This window comes from Vibrio sp. Sgm 5 (assembly GCF_026241575.1).
GTDB lineage: Bacteria > Pseudomonadota > Gammaproteobacteria > Enterobacterales > Vibrionaceae > Vibrio > Vibrio jasicida.
In genome coordinates this window covers 135,491-154,608 of the sequence record NZ_JAPHPY010000009.1, presented here as the reverse complement: position 1 = coordinate 154,608, position 19,118 = coordinate 135,491, and the positions used below count along the sequence as shown (strand labels likewise).

15 protein-coding genes are annotated in these 19,118 nt (G+C 44.6%); 6 read left to right on the top strand and 9 right to left on the bottom strand.

Annotated elements, in window-relative coordinates; all coding sequences use genetic code 11:
• Positions 1-28: 28 nt before the first annotated feature.
• Both OQJ86_RS07815 and OQJ86_RS07810 read right to left on the bottom strand, forming a co-directional pair.
• Positions 29-1,066: an AI-2E family transporter gene (locus tag OQJ86_RS07815; RefSeq protein WP_265987409.1), complete on the bottom strand. Its 1,038-nt coding sequence runs from the start codon at positions 1,064-1,066 to the stop codon at positions 29-31.
• A 235-nt stretch (positions 1,067-1,301) separates the two neighbouring features.
• Positions 1,302-1,931, bottom strand: coding sequence for a DJ-1/PfpI family protein (locus tag OQJ86_RS07810; protein ID WP_039977452.1), 630 nt, complete (start codon positions 1,929-1,931; stop codon positions 1,302-1,304).
• Between the two features lie 308 nt (positions 1,932-2,239).
• Between OQJ86_RS07810 and OQJ86_RS07805 the strand changes: the two genes are divergently transcribed.
• Positions 2,240-2,812 carry a YceI family protein gene (locus tag OQJ86_RS07805; RefSeq protein WP_265987408.1) on the top strand — a complete coding sequence of 191 codons (573 nt, stop codon included), beginning with the start codon at positions 2,240-2,242 and terminating at the stop codon, positions 2,810-2,812.
• Between the two features lie 100 nt (positions 2,813-2,912).
• Here OQJ86_RS07805 and OQJ86_RS07800 read toward each other — a convergent pair whose 3' ends face one another.
• The 7 genes from OQJ86_RS07800 to OQJ86_RS07770 form a co-directional block, all read right to left on the bottom strand.
• Positions 2,913-3,551, bottom strand: coding sequence for a cytochrome b (locus tag OQJ86_RS07800; RefSeq protein ID WP_265987407.1), 639 nt, complete (start codon positions 3,549-3,551; stop codon positions 2,913-2,915).
• Positions 3,552-3,689: 138 nt separating this feature from the next.
• Positions 3,690-6,578, bottom strand: a complete 2,889-nt coding sequence (locus tag OQJ86_RS07795) for an Ig-like domain-containing protein (RefSeq protein ID WP_265987406.1) — start codon at positions 6,576-6,578, stop codon at positions 3,690-3,692.
• An 829-nt stretch (positions 6,579-7,407) separates the two neighbouring features.
• Positions 7,408-8,268: a hypothetical protein gene (locus OQJ86_RS07790; protein ID WP_265987405.1), complete on the bottom strand. Its 861-nt coding sequence runs from the start codon at positions 8,266-8,268 to the stop codon at positions 7,408-7,410.
• Between the two features lie 123 nt (positions 8,269-8,391).
• The gene (locus OQJ86_RS07785; protein WP_265987404.1) at positions 8,392-9,270 is read right to left on the bottom strand and encodes an AraC family transcriptional regulator; all 879 of its coding nucleotides are present in this window, start codon (positions 9,268-9,270) and stop codon (positions 8,392-8,394) included.
• A 224-nt stretch (positions 9,271-9,494) separates the two neighbouring features.
• The gene (locus tag OQJ86_RS07780; RefSeq protein ID WP_265987403.1) at positions 9,495-10,814 is read right to left on the bottom strand and encodes a peptidoglycan DD-metalloendopeptidase family protein; all 1,320 of its coding nucleotides are present in this window, start codon (positions 10,812-10,814) and stop codon (positions 9,495-9,497) included.
• Between the two features lie 226 nt (positions 10,815-11,040).
• Complete coding sequence (locus OQJ86_RS07775; protein ID WP_265987402.1) at positions 11,041-11,589, bottom strand: AAA family ATPase; 549 nt, start codon at positions 11,587-11,589, stop codon at positions 11,041-11,043.
• 44 nt (positions 11,590-11,633) lie between these two features.
• Positions 11,634-12,569: a LysR family transcriptional regulator gene (locus OQJ86_RS07770; protein WP_045477794.1), complete on the bottom strand. Its 936-nt coding sequence runs from the start codon at positions 12,567-12,569 to the stop codon at positions 11,634-11,636.
• Between the two features lie 135 nt (positions 12,570-12,704).
• Between OQJ86_RS07770 and OQJ86_RS07765 the strand changes: the two genes are divergently transcribed.
• The 5 genes from OQJ86_RS07765 (at position 12,705) to OQJ86_RS07745 (ending at position 19,018) form a co-directional block, all read left to right on the top strand.
• Complete coding sequence (locus OQJ86_RS07765; RefSeq protein WP_265987401.1) at positions 12,705-13,793, top strand: DUF1254 domain-containing protein; 1,089 nt, start codon at positions 12,705-12,707, stop codon at positions 13,791-13,793.
• A gap of 700 nt (positions 13,794-14,493) precedes the next feature.
• A complete protein-coding gene (locus OQJ86_RS07760; RefSeq protein ID WP_265987400.1) occupies positions 14,494-15,825 on the top strand; it encodes a cytochrome ubiquinol oxidase subunit I in 1,332 nt (443 codons plus the stop codon).
• A 2-nt stretch (positions 15,826-15,827) separates the two neighbouring features.
• On the top strand, positions 15,828-16,820 hold the full coding sequence (locus OQJ86_RS07755) for a cytochrome d ubiquinol oxidase subunit II (RefSeq protein ID WP_038878084.1): 993 nt from the start codon (positions 15,828-15,830) through the stop codon (positions 16,818-16,820).
• A gap of 274 nt (positions 16,821-17,094) precedes the next feature.
• Entirely contained in the window at positions 17,095-18,096 is a 1,002-nt protein-coding gene (locus OQJ86_RS07750) for an NADH:flavin oxidoreductase (protein WP_265987399.1), read from the top strand.
• 244 nt (positions 18,097-18,340) lie between these two features.
• Positions 18,341-19,018, top strand: a complete 678-nt coding sequence (locus tag OQJ86_RS07745; protein WP_265987398.1) for a response regulator transcription factor — start codon at positions 18,341-18,343, stop codon at positions 19,016-19,018.
• The last annotated feature ends 100 nt before the right edge of the window (positions 19,019-19,118 follow it).

Genomic DNA, 19,118 nt, shown 5'->3' with positions numbered 1-19,118 from the left:
GGCTACGACGATTGATGGGTGTAGCCGATCAGATCGTAGCTTCTAGATTTAGTTCCATCGATTTAAGCAACAAAGCCCCCGACATCATGCCGCCCACTGCACCAATAAGAACAATAGGCATAGGAACTTCGAGGCCGCGGCCAAGAATTAACGGCTTTAAGAAGTTATCTATTAAACTTGCAGCAAGGAGCAAAACCGTGAAGACAACATTATGAACCGTGCCGCTATCTCCTGCCCACAAAATACCGACGGCAACTAACGCGATAATGGTGACTGGCAGTTGCACAATCGCAAAGATCAACGCAATAAGCGTAAACAATGCTGCGGCAGGTACGCCGGATAACGCCACGACACCACCGAATGCCATTGCCGTTAAGAAAGCGATACCGATGATGCCCACGGCAACTTGTCTGATGGTGGCCGTGGTGAGTTGATGTAAATCTGGCCCTCTCACCTCATCCGTAAAACTAATGAAGATCTTACGTATCGACGTTGCAGCAGGTTGTGCCCAAGCTAGCATGACACCCGCAATGATAATAGCACCGATGAGCATGAATACACTTTTAGCGGCCCCCGTTGCACTATCGACAAACCAACTAAAGAAACCTTTAATTTGAGGCTGGCGTTTCTCGATAAATGTAGGTAAGTCATCCGCAGCTTCATACCAAACAGCATGAACTTTTTCACCAACTAAAGGCCAAGTTTTGACGCTGTCTGCAGGCTTAGCGATGACCAAAGTGCCATCTCGATAAGATTCAAATGCACCGAGTGTTTTCGATGCAAAAGAATTACCCACCATGGCCGTTGGCGTGCCAAGAATCAAGACACCAATGATGGCAATTAGTGTTGCAGCACGAGCCGAGCTTAATCCAAGCTTTCTTTCAATGACGAGTTTGACTGGATAGAGCGCAATGGCAAGCACCAGCGCCCAAAGTAAGATAGGAAGAAATGGTAAAAACGCCCACCAACAGACAATAACGATCAGCGTCGTGACTGAGAATCGAATCAAAGACGTGGTAAACGCTTTGGCCAGTACTTTCTCTAAATTTTCATTTGGATTGCTCAACTGTTTTTCCCTTTGGTTTCGCGCCATATTCTTATTTATCGGTAATCCGATAATCGATGACGCGTGAATAGACCCAACACAGTATTTATCCGCACCTAATGAAAGACCGATGGCTTAGATAGCCGCGGTCTCATAAAACAAGCGCTTATATAAAACCTAGTACACTTCCCCGTACATTCAACGGTTTAGTGAACAAGTTTGTGTTCAGTCACAAAGGGAAAATCAGAGTTATTGCTTATTCCGCTGAGCAAGTCACTTGGTTAAGCATTTCTGCTTCCATGATTGTGTTCGCGATAAGAGACTCGAATATCTCCAACTGCCCTGCTGGTATCAACTGGTTTTGGATTTCGCGTCGCTTATCAGAATCAAACAGGCGCTCTGCTAACCAACCAATGAGGTACATCAATGATAAACAACCTCCCGCCGTTGCAATATTACCCTCAATAACCAAAGGAACATCTTGAACGTCTCCTCCCATGCCCTTTAACACCGCTTTAGCATCTGGGTTGGTTGTGAGCTTTTTACCGTCAAGCAAGCCCAATTCATGCAAGATAAAAGAACCCGCGCAGATAGAGCCAATTAGCTGCCTGTCTGGGTTGAGCTTCATCGCGGACATGAACTCATTATTTTGAAGCGCTGCTGGTATGCCTTTCTTGCCACTCGCGATAAGCACAACGTCTTGCGTTGCAACTTCAGAGATATGACCGTCCGTCTTTACCGTCATACCTAGATGAGAAACATGCTCTGGCTTGGTCCCTAGCACTTTGACTGTCCAACTGTCTTGCGTCCTTCCTAACAGGTCATACATCAAGAAAAAGTCTACGTCTGTGAAATCATCAAACAACACAATCCCAACGGTATACATAAGCCAACCAACCTAACGAATGATAAAATGTGCGAACAGTGTAACGGCAACCTAAGCAAGTCGCGAATCATCAATTAGAAATAAATTCACACATTCGCACCTGCTTATTAAGTTATTGCTAATTAGCGTATTTTTGACATTCAAAGCAGACATAACATCAGTTGTATTGATATCAAACCATGACATTTGAGCACTCAATCACATCGAAAAAATCACCCAAATCAATCGATTTAATTCCTTATTAACTTTTATAAATCCGAACTACTATCAAGTGGAACCCTCGTTCAACATAAATAAGGTTAACAATAATGAAAAAGGCTTTCTCTACACTAAGCATCGCGGTCGCACTGTTTTCTAGTGCCGCATTTGCTGCAGACAGCTACACGCTTGATTCCGATCTATCTTCCCTAAGTTTCGCAACCATCAAAAAGCAATATATTGTTGAGCCCGCGACCATTGACACCCTTTCCGGCACACTCAACAGTGATGGGCAGTTTGATGTGGCTATCGACCTAAACAGCATCAATACAGGCATTCCAATTCGTAATACGCGCCTGAACGAGATCTTCTTTGAATCGGCAAAACATGCGCCAGTAACAGTAACAGGCAAAGTGGATTGGGCATCTCTGGGTGAAGGCTCACACAAAGTAAAAGTACCGGCTGAAGTCACGCTGTTTGGTAAGACGAAATCCGTCGAATTCCCAGTCGTGGTACTCAATGCAGGTAATACGGTAATGGTCAGTTCGAGTGCGCCTGTCATCATCGGTGCTGGCGATTTTGGTATCCCGACTGACAACTTAACGAACCTTGCAGCAACGGTTGGTGGGATTAAGATTTCAGACCGAGTTCCACTTACTTTGAATCTGATCTTTAAAAAGTAGTTAGATAGCCCAAAACGGCCTGATAACGCGAAACAAAGGCTTGGAGGCTCACCAAGCCTTTTTTCTCTCTATAGTATTTCAGCCAACCTTTCCGTTTGGTTTAAGATTGGCTTTGCTTGGATACGTTAAACGCCATGCTTCTTAATACATCATTCTTACTCACGAAGTGGTGTTTCAATGCCGCCGCAACGTGCAACACCACCAGCGTCGCTAATGTGGCACAACCAACTCGATGAACCATAAAGAAAAACTCATTCACTTCGGCATTAGAAATTGGGTTTGGAATAGTAAACAGCCAAAAGAATGGGTACTCGTGCTTAAGCATTAAAAAACCACTGACAAACACAACGAACATCACTAGATAGAGAACGCCATGTGCAAGTTTGGCCATACTTTTCTGAGTGTTTGGAATCGTGTCTGGTAGCTCTGGCGCATTACAAAAAAATGACCACCCCCACCTGACAATCAAGAGCACCGAAGCAATCGTTGCAAATGACATATTGAGCGTAGATAAAACGTGGAACAGTTGCGGCATGTCCATGACGAATAACATCCCGTAGCCTGCAATCGTTGCATAGATAATAATGACTGCCATTATCCAATGTAACCATTTACTAAACGCGTCATAGTGTTGTGACGTATTGCTTTGGCGTTGGGGTGAGTCATTTTTAGGTTTGAATGCCTTATTTTGGGCGTGCGGAATCGCTTTCTGGTGCTGACCAGAATCTAGTTTTGACATATTGTCACCACTGAATTTCAATTGGAATTTGCATGGGAATACGGCGAGCGAGAGGCGTTCCCATGATGAAGATTGAAGAAATAACGGAAGGCATGAGAGCCTTCCGTCGTTCAAGTAGATTACAAGATGAGGTGAGTACTACTTGCTAACACTGATCATGTCGTTAAAGTAGTTTACTTGTTCTGTCGTGCTCAAACCTTGGTTGTTAGAACCTAACGTCCACATAAAGAAACCACCGTAACCGTTATCTTTCTGCCATTTAGCACGGTTTAGGTTGTTCTGACGCGTTTCAACAAAGTTACCACCAGGTGCCCATTGGCTGTTGATCGTGTTACCTAAAACAATCTTCGACTTGTCTCCAATATATTCAGCATAGTTCGCCATCGCCACATCGTAGAGGAAGTTTCGACCAGCGTCGTAGGTCATTACGTTGAAGAAATCGAAGTCGTTCTTGGTTGCTTTCAGCAAATCGATAACTTCACCGTGGTGAGATGAACGACCTGATGGTTCAATGTAAGAACAATTTTCGAACACACTCGCATCCATACACGCAACTGGGTCTGCACCTACATGGTAAGTCGTCAGAGACAGCACTTTCGTATTGCCTACTTTCTCACGGATCAGTTTGATTAGAGCAGTTAGATCTTGGTTCTCTTTATCCGTGATTCGAGCGGCTTTTTCGAAGTCAAAATCTAAGCCATCAATGTGTACGTAGCCTGCTAGCTGGTATTTACTGTAATCACAACTACCATCAGGTTTTGATGCAAGACATTCACCTTCCATCTCTTCTGATGTCAGATTCTTTTTGTACACAGGGAATGGCGTATGTACCAAATCAACCAATCCAGTTGCGACCGCTTCACGGCTTTGTGGCGTGCTGATCGCTGACCAAATGCTTTCGTACGTTTGACCACCAAATGCCACCATCATAGTCACGTTTTCATTGTCATGCTTAAGCGTCGACCAAGCTAGGTACTGCGTTGGCATCCAATCCGGATTGTAATCAGGTGGCGTTAGCATGCCATCAGAGATCGTGATGTTACCGCTCGCGTCCCACTTACCAAATGACAATAGGTAACCGTCACCCTCTGAATTGAACAACTGCTCGTAGTCATTCAAGCCCCATGATGTTAGGTAACTGATAGAGCGATCTGGGTTGTCGACTAAACCACCGCCGCCAGTGCTTTCTTTCACCGTAATGTTAGACGTTGCCGAAGTTTGCTCTTGGCTTGCTGTGTTTACCGCTTTGGCCGTGATCGCGTAAGCGCCCTTCTGTGCACCTAGCCATTCGTATTCGTATGGCGCTTCGGTGTCTTTGAATAGCTCATTACCATTTGCAATAAAGCTTACTGAAGTAATATCTCCCTCGTAGCTCTTCGCGTCTGCTTTGATTGAAATCGCACGACCTTCAAAGTAGCTCGAACCATTAACAGGAGAGGATAGCGAAACCACCAAGTCTTTATCGGTGATCGCCAGAGAAATTGGTGCGGCTTCTGCACTTGCCCCTTGGTCATCGTAAGCGACGACGGTTAGCGTGTATTGACCTTCGTCCTGTGCAGGAACTGTAATAGTGTAGGTATCGCCTTGTGAAGGAGTGCTTGATGTTGCCACCACTTGACCATTCAATTGAACGTCAACGCGAGCAACTTCAGTATCGTCAGTCGCATCGACAATCACATCGAACGCTTGGTTTGGTGCAATTTTTTGTCCATCTTGAGGAGATTGAACATCCACCACTGGAACTGGGTTAGGATCACATTGCCCTACTTCGTCCCACGCGTCTTTCCACGCATCTGGATAATCTGGGTGACCTGTCCCCGGCGTCCAAACTGGGTTTCCACACCAACCGGCTACGGTACATGAATAGATGTTGTCGATATTGGTAACTTCATCACCCACCTTGTATGGCACGCCATCTTCGTATTGAGGAACATCGCCACAACTGGTGCCCGTGTCTGTCACAGTAATGGTTAGGCTCTTACGAGTAATATGTTGTTCGTCATCTTGGGCTTCTGCGCGAAGCGTTGCTGAACCCGCAGTTTGTGCAGTCCAATCACAAGAGAAATCTTGTGTCGTTTTCGCGTCTAACTGACATACTTCAGCATCGTTAGCGAAGAACTTAACCGTCGCTAAGTCATCATCCGCATCGGTAACATTAGCTGAGATCGAAATCGTGTCACCTTTTTGGTGAGAAGAGCCTGCATCTGGCGAGATAAACTCAATCACAGGAGGATTTGGGGCGGTAGATTCTGATTCAACCGTCACTTGTACCGATTGTTCAGTCAGCTTTTCACCGCTCTCATTGAACGCCATGACAGCAATTGAAGCAGCACCAATTTCCGCTGGTAGCCAAGCTTGTTGATACTCAGTCGTTCCTTCTACTACAGGTTGTTCTGCCAGCTTGGTATTGTTGATCCAGAACTCTAGCTTGCTTGCACCTTCACCCTCTACACTCGTGATGATGTCTACATTCGAGCCAGTGTAAACCACAGAGTTTTGTGCCGGCGCTAAGATATCCAATGAGAACTCTGGTGGAGGAACAACTTCACCATCGACTTTCACCACCACGGAATCTTCAAACGCATTGAGATCCTTCAGTTCGCCGCCAAAAGAGATAGTTAACGCCGCCGACTCACCAGATGCCAACTCACTGTCTACCCAAGATCCTGCTGGGAATTTGAGTGTTACAGCGTTCAACACGCCGTCAGCTTGTGTTGTATGAGCGATCTCCCATGATGGGTATGAAAGGTGATTTGATGCCCAACCAATGTCGTTAATTGCGACTGGCAGTACGAACTCAATCACCGCCTCACGCATGTCTGCGCTGTCTGAGCCCGTGTTTTTGATGTCTAACTTATAGGTGCTCCAGTATTCGCTTTCTGATTGTGCAACCGCATCGGTGCTGAACTCCGCCGCCATGGCTTGTGAAATCGGATTCAACAATAAACCAGAACAAAGCATTGTTAACCCTAACGTGCGATAACCAATGGAGTTTGTCTGCGTAGCACTGCTCTTTCTTAGATACATAATTAAGTCCTTAGTCTTATATTAATTATTTAGGTACTGCACAAAGACCTGCAATTAACGGTTCAATTATTTTTTGCAAGCACACTTAATTTATAAATAAAAATAACCAAGGCAAAAATTCCTTCTTACTTCTGGGATAAATATCAAACTTTATCTTTCATAGCGAATAACCACCCCATTTTATAAAACTAATTATTATATCAAGCGGTTTTAATTTCATGTTAAAGAATAAACTTAATTAGCTTATTTTAATTTAATTCACAGTAGCTTTGCCACAATCAAAAGAAAGGCGTTGTTTTTAGAAAATAGACAGCAACTTCTAGAGTTCTAACAGCAAGATAGCAACAAAACCCTCATTTTGCATTCAACACAAAGAACTCGCACTGAGTTAAATAAAACATTAAAAACATTAACTTAACTGTTTTTGATGTGGTATTTTTCGCACAATAAATAAGTAGAAAGTATAATTAAATTAATTTAATAATCAGTACAAATAGTAGGAGTGTAAAAGCGAAGAAAATCAAATAAATCGATTTTCAAAATATTATTTGGAATTAAAGTCACACATTTTTCATGCGCCACAACAAAAATACGAAAGAGAAAAATTAGAGCCTTAATTCTATTCATATTTCATAAAGGCCTTAATAATCCAGTTATCACTTAATGTCGTTAATTTCTGTACAAATAAAAGCCAAAGTTAAGCTGTTTTTATTTTACACCTGTATCACATTGATTTATTTTCGAACTATTATTGGGTATATAGCTCGTTTAAACGAAAAAAGAGAGCCCACAATGTGACTCTCTTTTTCGTGCATGTTGTCTTTAGATGCTATTTAAAGCCGAACTTACCATTGCCGTTCTTCCACTCTGACTTCGGTGGAATCGCTTCAATCGTGTCCCAATGCTCTACAATTTTGCCATTGTCGACACGGAATAAGTCATAGAACGCGACATGTTGGTTCATGAACTGACCTTCGCTCACTGATAACACGAAGTTCCCTTCACCGATAATCAAATGGTTCTTGCTGTATACCATCGGCATGCCCGCTTCCGCTAATTGCTTAAGTGCAACGCCCAAACCACTCAAACCGTCGGCCACCGCAACGTTGTGTTGGATGTAGTCACTGTCTTTATCACCGATGAACTTACTGATCTGAGACATATCCCCTTTCATCAAAATGGTTTGTACAAAATTAGAAACGATCGCTTTGTTCTCGTCCGTTTTGTTTACATCTGTAATTTCTGTTGCACCGTCAAATTGAGTGCGACCACTTGGATTAGGTTTCGCCACGTCTTGTAAGTTATCCCAGTGTTCGACGATCAAACCATCTTCAAAACGGAAAATATCAAAGCCCGCTTTCGGTCCGAAAAAGTCGTATTCCGTGTGCAATGCCACGTATTCGCCATCTTGAATGGTACGAATCACTTTCGCTTTAGCACTGCCTTCTGGCAGCATCTTCAATACTTCGCCAAAGCCCGCTAAACCATCTGCAACCGCAAGATTATGCTGAATGTACTTATTTGGATTGATGTATGAAATCGCGTTTTGGTCGCCCGTTTCAATGCTTGAGATAACCGTGACGGCTTTATCACGATTCGACAATTCATCGGCATTTACAGCGAAAGAAGCACTAGCAAAAACGGTGGATGCGATAACAGAGCTAGCGAAAAAGCGAGTCAATTTGTTCATATTATTTTCCTCTTGTTGGCTTGAGAACAATAATAGGAATGAATCAAAGACTCGTCTGTGTGGATGTGCGTCGGAAAATGGTCAATATCGAACATGAACACAAAAAGGCGTTCATACTCAACATCATAACTGTGGTTCGGCGTACTGCTTCTGGAATTGGCTTGGTGTCATATCAGTTTGATTTTTAAAATATCGAACAAAATTACTCGCATCTTCAAAACCAAAGTCAAAAGCTAACTGCTGTGTCGTAACGTTACTCACCACCAAGCGGCGCTTAATCTCTATTGTGACAAACGCGTCGATCATCTGTTTTGCGGTTAAGTTGGTTGCCAGCTTGCAGATAACATTTAACGTTTTATACGTTGACCCCATCTGCCCCGCATACCAGTTCGCATCACGGATATGTTCATAATTAACCTGGAGCAAATCAAAGAAACGTGCAAGCTTGTAGCTCTGCTCTTTGGTTAACTTATCGTGCCTCTCTTCAGGTCTTAGGCGATGCAGCATTAGAGCGAAAGAAGAGAAAAGATACATGACGATCAATGGGTCGGAATGCTGACTTTCAATTTCCTTGATAACCTCACCAATAAGCAGTTTGGCACTCTGGCAGGTAGCTTCGTCTAAGTTCAATAATGGTGAACGAGCTTGGTTTAAGTGCGTTGGTGTGTAGTTAGGTAAACGCATGTTGGCATGCACTTGGTCTAAAAACGCTTGGGTGAAAATGATCACTTTACCGAAGGGCTTGTTGGACAAATCGAAAGCTTGCACCTGCTCGCGACGAACAAAGAGGATGCTGCCAGATTCAAACGGATACTGCTTAAAATCCACCATGTGCACACCACTGCCTTTTTCGATGTAAACCATCATAAAGAAGGTAATGCGATGCGGTTTTTGAGGTGAGTGGCTTTTGTACTCTTGGCCATGCAAGCTTTCTAGATCGAAGATTTCAATCTCTGCTTGATTCGATTTTTTATGGTCAAAGCCTACGGTTGGTATTTGCATTCACCCTCCACTCGTTACTACTTGTATTTTGGTCAATTTCAGCAGGAATGCGAATCGAACTGTATCACATCGCGCAACCAAGATAGCGTTTGAGGTGGTGAATGTCTGTCTAATCTCCCTAAACCAACACGCTGCTTAAAATAAGCCAGTTCATAAAACACATGGCTCTTAAAACACAAAGGCAAGCCGAAGCCTGCCTTTGTTCATTGATCTATGCAAAGAGTCTAAGACGTCTTTTTACCCTCGCTCGCTTTTGCGTTGCTTGCATTTTGCTCGGTAGCAACCATGTCATCAAACTCAGAAACTCGTGCTAAGAACGCAGGTTTGTCTTTGTTTGGGATCGAACTCGCCAACGGCAAATCGGCTGTCATCGAATCTACGGCACGGTTGCGCACCAGTACCTCGAAGTGCAAGTGTGGACCTGTTAGACGGCCTGTCGCTCCCGAAAGCGCAATCTTTTGTCCACGCTTAACGTGGTCGCCTTTCTTGACCAAGAAACGGCTCAAGTGCAGATAACGAGTTTTGTACACACTGTTGTGCTCAATCACCAAGTATTTGCCTGCGTAAGGGTGGTTACGAACAGCAATCACTTTGCCATCACCCGTTGAGTAAACTGGCGAACCCACAGGCGTCGCGAAATCGGTACCGTTATGCGGTTGAATGCGGCCTGTTACTGGGTGTCTTCGGTTCGGGTTAAACGGAGACGTAATACGTCGGAATTGTTTGTCGATTGGATAGCGGTTAAAGGCTTGCTCTAAGCTGTTTCCATCACGGTCATAGAAACGACCGTCTTCAGCCAAAAACGCTTCTACATCTTTACCACGCATCTTGATGGCAATGCCCTGCACTTCTGTATTGCCTGTTAAATGGTCATCAACGTACTGACGACGCACCAACACATGGAAGCTATCACCAGCACGCAGTTCGCGGGCAAAATTCACTTTGTCACGAAGTACACGCGTAATGTTGGCAATCTGGGTGGTGGTTAGTCCTTGTCGGTGCGCAGAAGATGAGAAACTACCGTTGATCTCACCAGAGTACATTTCCTCACGCCATTCTCCAGGCTCTTCAACAAAGTCATAAGCGAATGTGCCATCGTCGTTCTGCGTGTAAATCGAGCGTTCGACAAGGCTTTCGTGGAAGATCACTTGCTGTAGTGTCTTGGTGTCTCTATCAACGACAAACTCAAGGTGGTCACCAGGTTTGATGGTGTCGAGTTTCAAGGAGGTTAAATCGGCTTCAAGAAGCTTTTGCGTGGTGTCGTATGGGACGCCCCATGAGGAGAAGATCGTGCTAAGTGTGTCACCTACTTTAACGAAGTAGTGAATACGTGCAATGTTGTCGTGATCTTGGTTTGCCTCTTCGGCGTTTGGTGCCGTGTCGCCTGTCTGAGCCTCGTGTACGTGAGTGCCCTCTAGCTCGGAATAAGGCGTGACCTTAATGGTGATTTCTTCTGGTTTCGTTTCTGCTTGATAGGTGAGATAGGCTGCAAGAGAGAATGCGGTAGCAGCGACAGCAATGAGTGAATAACGAACAAACTTCATAGTACTTGGGATAATCGGAAACAGTAATTGTTATGTTATAACATCTGAATCTCAAAATTTAAACATTGCGTATTTGAGAACTTTGTTTCTAAGCTTTTCTAGTCTCGCTAAGCGCCTATTTTGCTTAAATAAACCTTACTGTAAAAAAGGGTAAATTCCTCTTACCCTCTCTATGATTGCGTTATCCCGGTTTAGTTCACTCTACTAATCGTAACTTCTATGAATTCTATATCAACTGCCGATCTTTTAAGCGTTCGAGAATAAAATTCACACGTTGTTCGACACTCATCTTCGGCACTTCTATCAGTTCATAACCATATTGATGATATGCCTCTACCATGGCTTGATAAGTCCTGACGGCTTCAGCAAAGTCTTGTTTTCTTTCTTCATCATTAGCAAAAATGGCTTCCCAAGGTGGAAAGATAAAGACAGGGCTGGCGTAACGGATACGCTGACACGCATCCATTAATGCTTGTGGAATGGGTAAGTTTTCTAATTGGCTATAACCGTATGAATCCACAATACAACGGTCAAAGAAGACAAGCTCATTGAGTTCTTCGTAGGATTGATGGTGGTTTTTCTCTTCACGTACCATCTCATCACGAAAGGCTATTTTGTCTTTCCACGGTAAAGCATCACTACCCAGAGCAACTTGCTGTTTGATCACTTTGCGCCCCACTTCTGGCGCGCAAATGTAACCAAGCTCGATCAGCTTTTTTATTACAGAGGTTTTGCCCGCACCTGGGCCACCTGTAAATACGATTAGGTTGTTCATGTAGACCTCGATTGTTGAAGCATAATGTTCGCCTTCCGCCCTTTTTATGTCGGTCTTTGGTTATTCTCGAATCGGTGTTGTAGAAGAAGTTTGATCTCTGAAAGAAGCCAGTTAATCAATGGGGTATCTTGAGTTTGATAGAGGTAATAGGCGTACACATCCATATTTTGCTTGGGTAAGCCTGTGCTGGAATTAACCGTAGGATGAATAGCGACGATATCGTCTGGAAGTGTCGTCATGACACTCGCGACTGGGAAGAAGGCATCAGAATGTCGGATGGCATTAAAGTTAACCTCCGGCGAATCCGATTTCAACAAAATATCCGGAACATGACCGGCTTTTAACATGGTCTGCTCTGCCGTTTCGTGTCTTGTTTGCCAATCTGGAGTACGAATCAACACCATTGGATACTTAGCTAAATCATGAATGGTAACAACATCAAGTTGAGTGAGCGGATGCCCTTGCCTGACACAAAACATAAAGTGGTTCTTGGGCATCAACTCTTGTTTGATCTGTTTGGAATACCCTTCTGGACCGTAATCCAAAGCGACGTGGATTTTTCGAGATAGCAAAGCCGATTCTACTTGTGAACGCCAATCCATAATCTCAAATCTTGCGTTTGGAGCTTTCTCTCGCAAGGTGGAGAACAGATCCACACCAATTGCATTCGTCAGTGCATTGGTCAAACTAATAGAGACCTTTCCTTGATATTTAGAAGGATCAAATGCCGCTTCTAAGGCCAACAGTCCATCAATCTGCTCGACCAATTCAGGAAGACGGCGCTCTAATTCATAACAACGCTCTGTAGGCACTAATCCATAACGCTCACGCACGAACAATGCGTCATCAAAGGTTTCCCTTAATCGACTGAGCGCGTGGCTTACCGCCGATTGACTAAGGTTCAAACGTTCTGCTGCCTGCTTAGTATTTCTGGTTTCGAGCAGCACTCGTAATACTTTGAGTAGGTTGTAGTCAAACATACGCCATCTCTTTCATTACTCTTTGCATTAGATATTAATACAGTTAATTTCTAACATTCAACAGCTTCACTTCTGAACATATCTCGTTCTGCCTAATATGGGGTCAACGCTTCCTTAATCCTGAAAGGTCCTATTATGAAAAAGACGTCACTAGCACTGACCATGGCTCTGATTTCTTCGGCTGCTTTTGCTGCTGATTTGCCAACGACACAACAAGTGATCGACAGCATCGATTCCTCTAACTGGGCAGTAAATCCGCTTGATTACGGCATGACAGCAATGGAATACCAGCGCAAAGAAGCCGATTTGTTCGCACAAAAGATGCTAAGCCGTGGTGAGTTGAACCAGTTCATCCACTTCCCTGGCCTATCTCAAGCGGGTGATACTTGGGTAGTAACGCCGAATGTCGACAACGTCTATTCCCTTGCGGTTATTGATGCGCGCAAAGGCTTCAAGATTGAAATCCCAGACATGGGTGACCGTTTTGTCTCGCTTCACATCCAAGACCAAAACCATACTTTTGTTCAGTACACTTGGACACCGGGTGTGTATGAATACAAAGCGGGTGATATTGAGACCGACTACGTGTTTATTGGCGTCCGTGTAGGAACCGACGCAACAGCCGATGACTTGGCGTACATCAAGAACGAAATTCAACCCAAGATGAAGATTGAGTCAAACTCAGCCGTTCCATACGCCACTGACACCAAAGAGGAAGACATCGCTGAGCTGCGTTCTGCCCTACTTAAACAATGGGGTAAGTTACCTGACATGTACGACACGGTGCAATTCGATATTCATGATGTTTCTAATTGGGAGAAATGGACCTACACCATTGCTGGTTCTTGGGGTCTGAGCCCTGAATCGACGGCAATGTATGCTTCTTGGGCTCCTGAAAACACCAAGGCGAATGAATGTTACACCGCAACGTTTAACCATGTTCCGGCGAAAGCCTTCAGCTCGCTAACCATGTACAACTCAGACAACTACTTGATGACAAACGACCACAATATTGTGAGCACAAACCGCAAAGACTTTAAGAGTAACGAAGACGGCAGCTTTACGATCATTTTTGGTGGGGAACAATGTCATGCCATCGCAGACGAAAAAGGCGTGAACTACGCGAAAACACCAGTAGATGGATGGCGCGCACAGCTTCGAGCTTACGTGCCAGATGTGGAGAAGATGAAACACTACCAGTTACCAAAACTAGAAAAACTGTAGTGAGAACACTTTAGACAATTTCAATTAATAGTTTTTAAGGACAAGTTAACGCTTGTCCTTTTTTTTGTTGCTTGTCCCTTCTTTTTTAGCGCAACACAAATAATGGCATCAATGGCTAAGCACTTTCATGTTGGAACTCAAATATGCATCTAAGTGCATTATTTGGCCATTAATTAATGGAGAATTAAACGTAGTCACAAAAGAATGGAATGGCTGGCGAAAATGCCAGCGTTCTACTCGATTGTTGTGTTTTTCAAGATCTCCGAGTGATTAACCAAGCACTCTTATGTATCTAACAGTCATTGACTCGCGCGGATGACTCCAAGTCCGCGCCGTTTTTTTGTCTGATAAACCAAAATCGGACATCCAAAGCAACAAACGTAAATATCCTTACTAAAAACACTGTTTCTGTAATTTTATTTCAGAATTATCGAAACCATCATAAGGATAATTCGAACTAATCTTAATTCATGCAACTTCAGTTACATTTGCTTTCTTTTACTCACTTCTAGCGACTATTGGCGGCATTTTGAGACAATTTCCTACACTCCTTTCTTTGTCTTAATTGATATAAATCATGGTTAGAAGAAAACAGAATTACCTGTATTTCACGATACATGAATCCAAACTGCCCGATTTTTCGTAACTAAATTACAGATAGACACGATTTTTTAGCACGGCACGTTTTTGAGGAACCAAGATGTTAGATACCCTCATGTTGTCGCGGATCCAGTTCGCGGCCAATATCAGCTTTCATATTCTCTTCCCTACCATCACGATCGCACTGGCGTGGATGTTGGTGTTTTTCAAATGGAGATATATCCGCACTCAAGCCCCCGTTTGGCTTGATGTTTATTACTTCTGGGTCAAAGTCTTTGCATTGACCTTCGCCCTAGGCGTGGTGTCTGGCATCACCATGAGTTTCCAGTTTGGTACCAACTGGCCAGGCTTTATGGAACGAGTCGGAAACGTAGCAGGACCATTGCTCGGATACGAAGTGATGACTGCCTTCTTTATGGAAGCCACCTTCCTTGGCGTGATGCTTTTTGGACGAGGACGAGTACCGGAGTGGGTTCATACTCTCGCCACCGTTCTGGTTGCTGTTGGGACAAGTATGTCGGCATTTTGGATTCTGGTGCTTAACAGCTGGATGCACACACCAAGTGGCTATGAAGTGATTGACGGAATTGTGCATGTAACCAGTTGGAAGGAAGTTATTTTCAATCCTTCTTTACCTTACCGTCTTCTGCACACGCTATTAGCATCGGCGCTGACTGCCAGCTTTTTGATTGCGGGTATCTCGGCTTATCAAATAATGAAAAAGCCAGATCACCGCTCAGCCAAACTTGGCCTAAAAGTCGCGCTGTTTGCTGCGGCTGGATTCATCCCAATTCAAATCTTTGTCGGTGACCTTCACGGGTTAAATACGCTTGAACATCAACCTGCAAAAATTGCAGCAATAGAAGGCGTGTGGGAGACCGAGCAAGGCGCGCCTCTTCTTCTGTTTGCGATGCCAAATGAAGAAACTCGCAGCAATGATTTTGAAGTGGGCATCCCGAAGTTAGCGAGTTTGATTCTTACTCATGATTTAGAAGGCGAAATCCAAGGACTTAACGAGTTTGCACCTGATCACCCGCCAGTGAAGCCCTTGTTCTTTGGTTTCCGCGTGATGGTCGGTGTGGGTGTTCTTATGCTGCTGGTTAGCTGGTATGGCGCGGTGAAGCTGGCTCGCAAAAAAGCGCTACCTAAACCTTACCTGTACACGGTATTAGCCATGACGTTCTCTGGTTGGATAGCCACACTTGCGGGTTGGTATGTTACTGAGATTGGTCGACAACCTTGGTTGGTCAGCGGGGTACTACGTACATCAGATGCGGTCACCACGGTCGCGAGCAGTAGCGTGATGACTTCGCTCATAATGTATTTGGCCATTTACGCTGCACTGCTGGTTGCGTACATCCATACCCTGTTCTTTTTGGCGCGCAAAGACGTTACAGCCCATGAAGTCCCACTGACACAACAAGAGGCCTAATCATGCTCGACTATCTACCAGAAATTTATCTTCTGCTGCTTGGCTTCTCGGTCTTTATGTATGCCGTGCTCGACGGCTACGACCTTGGCGTCGGTATCCTTTTACCGAGCGACAATGAAGCGCAACGTGACAGAATGATAGCGTCTATTGGCCCTTTCTGGGACGCAAACGAAACGTGGTTGGTGTTAGCCGTTGGTATTCTGCTGATTGCCTTTCCTACCGCTCATAGCTTGATTTTGACTGAGCTTTATATGCCGACCGCCATCATGCTGATCGCTCTGATCATGCGTGGCGTGGCGTTCGACTTCCGCGCCAAAGCGAACTCGGATCATAAACCTCATTGGGATTGGTGTTTTAGAATTGGCTCGTTAGTCACTGCTCTGACTCAGGGTTACATGGTCGGTCGTTACATCATGGGTTTTGAGCAATCAACCGAAGCATTTGGCTTTGCATGGTTAAGCGCACTTTGTGTAACAGCGGCGTACGTTTACATTGGTGGCGCATGGTTGGTACTAAAAACGGAAGGTGATTTACAGATACGTTCGGCCCGTTGGTCTCGTCGTGCTGGTTGGTTGGCGGCTTTGGGAATCTTAGTCGTGAGCGTTGTAAACCCGATTGTAAATCAACAAGTCGCCCTGCGTTGGTTCAGCTTCCCAGAAGTCTTGTTGCTTGCACCCATTCCGTTGATTGTGCTGGCAACTATCTTCCTCGTTGATCGCTATTTGCGTCAGGTTCCAATGGTGAATGATCTGGGTGTGCGCTGGCCTTTCTTTGGTGTCACCGTCATTTTCGCCTTGAGCTTTCTCGGTCTTGCGTACAGCTTCTTCCCAGAAGTTGTGCCGGGGTTGATGACCGCACAAGAAGCTGCGTCATCGCCTGCGACACTAATCATTGTGGGTTACGGTGTGATGATTGTTATGCCGATGATATTGCTTTACACCTTCATGGTGTACCGAATTTTCAAGGGCAAAGCGACAGAGCTCAGCTACAAATAACGACCATAGTAGACATGCCGCTGATCTAGCGGCGTTTTAACAACACCCTTTCAAGCTTTGATAGCTCAACGATTAACTGGTGATCTCATGAAACGCTGATTACGTAAGATAAGCCTCTGAAAAGCAGACAATATTGGCTGCTTTTTGATTATACTCAAGTAACCTCAAAATTCTTGGGAAATAACGCTAGGACTTTAGTTCTTAAGTTTCACTTAATGAATAACACTCTCTGGCTTAAAATGACGACGGAATTACAGATATTACGAGGGACCGTATGACCCGCTTCTCTTCATTGACAGTTGCGCACCACCACTTGAAAAACCGCGTTGTTGTGCCACCAATGGCATCTCAAACCTCCACTACCGAAGGTCTCGCAACTTCAAACACCATAAAACACTACGGCAAACTGGCACAATCCGGTGCAGGTCTTGTTATGGTTGAATACAGTTTTGTCGATTTTTCTGGACGAAGTGAACCAAACCAATTGGGCGCGCACAGTGATGACTGCGTGGAAGGAATGAAAGCGATCGCCCAAGTGATCCACGATCACGGCGCAAAAGCAGGCTTTCAAATCACGCATTGCGGTGGCAAAGCAACGTTAGAAACCTGTCCAAATTTAATGGGGCCTTCCGGAATAACCGTACCCGCTTACGACCGTGTGTTACCGCAACCGAGAGCGATGACGTTGGAAGACATGCTTATTTGGCGTAAGCAGTTCATCGATGCAGCGCTTCGTGCCGACAAAGCCGGTTTTGATTTTGTTGAACTGCACTGCGCACACGGCTATGGATTAAACCAAGTTCTCTCCCCAGTCACGAACCAACGTGATGACCTATACGGTGGTTCATTAGAGAACCGCTCTCGTTTAGTGGTCGAGATCATCGAAGCAATCAAAGCCAAGAGCAATATTGGCATGATGGTGCGCATTCCAGGTCAGGACCTTTACCCAGAAGGATTAACGCAAGAAGACATGGTGAAAGTGTGTAAGTTATTCATTAACGCTGGCTTGGATTTGATTAACGTCTCATCGGGTATTGGTGGTTGGAACCGTCCTAAAGACCGCCGCGGCGAAGGCTTTTTAGTCTCAGAATCCGCTTTTCTAAAACAAGCTGACTTGGGTATCCCAATCATTGGTGTGGGTGGTATCGAGAGTGCCGAATACCTCGACCAAGCGGTCAACAACGGTTGGCTCGATTTGGCTGCCGTCGGTCGTGCCATATTGAAAGATCCCCTCGCCTTTAATCAGCAGATCATGCAAAAAGAGGTCAGTGCTTAACAGTAATTCAACACGTGGAGGCTCTTTTTTATCTCAAATCTTGGGCATGTCCCCAGCTCCAATCAACGTGGCTGAATGAAGTATAGCTCGTTGAAACGTTATCTTTCTTATGCCGCGCGGAGTGAACTTTTAATGATAGGAAGTGGTTCAAGTCGTCAATAAAGAATTGAAATTAAGTATTTGTTTTTCATCCACTCAGGCTCAATAATCAATTATGCCTTACAGAATTGGATTGGAAAGAATCGTGACGCCACCAAATACGCTTCAACTGCTATTAGTCGAAGACAATCTAGAGCTAGCAGAAACAACCGTTGAACACTTTGAACTCGAAGGTGTTGAATGTGATCACGTACCTAACGGTATTGCTGCTCTCGATTTGATTGCTAAAACACATTACCACGTGGTGATTCTTGACCTCAACTTGCCTCGACTCTCTGGTTTGGAGGTATGTCAAAAGTTACGGGAACAAGGTAACGATGTCCCCGTTATTATGCTGACAGCAAGAGATACGCTGAACGATAAGATCATCGGTTTTGAGACTGGCGCAGACGATTATTTAACTAAACCGTTCGCATTCGAAGAGTTGTTTATGCGCGTCAAGGTACTGTCTCGTCGACGCAGTGGCGAGGTAAATCTGCTCCAGCTAAAAGATCTACAAATGAACGTCAAAGAGCGCAACGTAAAGCGTGCCAATGATGAAATTAAACTCTCACCTACGGGTTATCGTATTTTGGAAGTACTACTTAGAGCGACACCCAATCCAATCAGTCGTGAAGAGTTAATCCAGAAGGTATGGGGAGATGAACAACCGGACACCAACAGCTTAAAAGTGCACATGTTCAAATTAAGGCATGCACTCGATGATAATTACGAAGAGAAGCTACTCCAAACCATCAAAAACTTTGGGTTCGTCTTAAAGTAACCTCTCAGACACTTAGCAAGCATCAGTCAGTAATCTTACTTCCGGAGTACTGATGTTTTGGTACATCACTTGGCATTGGACGTTGATGCTTTTCTTATCC

What these genes read in the sequence shown, in the direction of transcription:
- OQJ86_RS07810 (WP_039977452.1), bottom strand. Translation starts at nt 1,931, where the DNA reads ATGTATACCGTTGGGATTGTGTTGTTTGATGATTTCACAGACGTAGAC.
- OQJ86_RS07805 (WP_265987408.1), top strand. Translation starts at nt 2,240, where the DNA reads ATGAAAAAGGCTTTCTCTACACTAAGCATCGCGGTCGCACTGTTTTCT.
- OQJ86_RS07800 (WP_265987407.1), bottom strand. Translation starts at nt 3,551, where the DNA reads ATGTCAAAACTAGATTCTGGTCAGCACCAGAAAGCGATTCCGCACGCC.
- OQJ86_RS07795 (WP_265987406.1), bottom strand. Translation starts at nt 6,578, where the DNA reads ATGTATCTAAGAAAGAGCAGTGCTACGCAGACAAACTCCATTGGTTAT.
- OQJ86_RS07790 (WP_265987405.1), bottom strand. Translation starts at nt 8,268, where the DNA reads ATGAACAAATTGACTCGCTTTTTCGCTAGCTCTGTTATCGCATCCACC.
- OQJ86_RS07785 (WP_265987404.1), bottom strand. Translation starts at nt 9,270, where the DNA reads ATGCAAATACCAACCGTAGGCTTTGACCATAAAAAATCGAATCAAGCA.
- OQJ86_RS07780 (WP_265987403.1), bottom strand. Translation starts at nt 10,814, where the DNA reads ATGAAGTTTGTTCGTTATTCACTCATTGCTGTCGCTGCTACCGCATTC.
- OQJ86_RS07775 (WP_265987402.1), bottom strand. Translation starts at nt 11,589, where the DNA reads ATGAACAACCTAATCGTATTTACAGGTGGCCCAGGTGCGGGCAAAACC.
- OQJ86_RS07770 (WP_045477794.1), bottom strand. Translation starts at nt 12,569, where the DNA reads ATGTTTGACTACAACCTACTCAAAGTATTACGAGTGCTGCTCGAAACC.
- OQJ86_RS07765 (WP_265987401.1), top strand. Translation starts at nt 12,705, where the DNA reads ATGAAAAAGACGTCACTAGCACTGACCATGGCTCTGATTTCTTCGGCT.
- OQJ86_RS07760 (WP_265987400.1), top strand. Translation starts at nt 14,494, where the DNA reads ATGTTAGATACCCTCATGTTGTCGCGGATCCAGTTCGCGGCCAATATC.
- OQJ86_RS07755 (WP_038878084.1), top strand. Translation starts at nt 15,828, where the DNA reads ATGCTCGACTATCTACCAGAAATTTATCTTCTGCTGCTTGGCTTCTCG.
- OQJ86_RS07750 (WP_265987399.1), top strand. Translation starts at nt 17,095, where the DNA reads ATGACCCGCTTCTCTTCATTGACAGTTGCGCACCACCACTTGAAAAAC.